We start from the raw sequence: 951 nt of genomic DNA, 5'->3' as shown, positions 1-951 counted from the left end.
TAGACTTCCGTCATAAATCAAAAAACGTACAATTTATTTGATCTTAAATTAATCAGCAAAATTATTTAATTCAAGAGATAATCCTTGGATGAAATTCAAAGATATTCAAAAATTATCAAACGTTAAGTTTCGTAGGCTTACCGGTGTTAGTTGGGCTACATTTAACCTCATGTTGGCCGAGCTAAATAAGCATTTACCTCGTCATATTGGTAAAGGACGACCGCATAAATTACCGTTGGAAGATCGTTTGCTCTTATGTATAGAATATTGGAGAGAATATCGAACATTTTTCCATCTTGGTATGAGTTACGGTGTATCTGAAACGAGTGCAATTCGTATCACACGTGTTATTGAAGATACCTTAATCCGTTCTGGAAAATTTAACTTGCCAAAACAACTTCCTAATCGAGATGAAGTGGATTGGGAAGTTGTTGTGATTGATGCAACTGAAATATTAGTTCAACGTCCAAAAAAAACAGAAGAAATGGTATAGCGGTAAAAAAAAGCGACATACCTTTAAATTTCAGCTATCTATGCACTATACAACAGGTGAAATACTGAGTGTATGTGGAAGTCATGGAAGCATGCATGATTTTAAAATATTTAAAAAAAGTATGAGGAAATTAAAATTTAAGCCCTTTTTTATCGTTGATAAGGGGTATTTAGGGATAAAAAAATTGGGTTTTGGATGCCTCATGCCATCTAAAGCAAAGAAAACTGAAAAATTAGATTCTGAATTAAAAAAGTTAAATACAGAGATTGGTCGTAGACGAATTCAAGTAGAGCATGTATTTGGAAGGATGAAATGTTTTAAGATTTTATCTTGTGTATATAGAAATCGTCGTAAAAGATTAAACCTGCGGTTTAATTTACTTGCTGGCATATACAATTTAGATTGGGTGAAAGATAAACAATTAAATTGATTGAAAAATGATTTATGAAGGAAGTCTA

At 32.1% G+C, this 951-nt stretch carries 1 protein-coding gene and 1 pseudogene; both read left to right on the top strand.

The genetic code is table 11. The features are described from left to right. The first annotated feature begins 88 nt into the window (after nt 1-88). Entirely contained in the window at nt 89-493 is a 405-nt protein-coding gene (locus NI469_RS15700; protein WP_000669095.1) for a transposase family protein, read from the top strand. 37 nt (nt 494-530) lie between these two features. Continuing rightward, nucleotides 531-923: pseudogene (locus tag NI469_RS15695) on the top strand (transposase family protein); the annotation flags it as partial. Nucleotides 924-951 lie beyond the last annotated feature (28 nt).

Origin of the sequence: Acinetobacter lwoffii, assembly GCF_024129735.1 — a bacterium.
Taxonomy (GTDB): Bacteria; Pseudomonadota; Gammaproteobacteria; order Pseudomonadales; family Moraxellaceae; genus Acinetobacter; species Acinetobacter lwoffii_H.
The sequence above is the reverse complement of the archived record's forward strand: the minus strand, read 5'-3'. Positions and strand labels throughout refer to the sequence as shown.

Bases quoted from the DNA above. Each gene is read 5' to 3' on its own strand.
- NI469_RS15700 (WP_000669095.1), top strand. From the start codon at position 89: ATGAAATTCAAAGATATTCAAAAATTATCAAACGTTAAGTTTCGTAGG.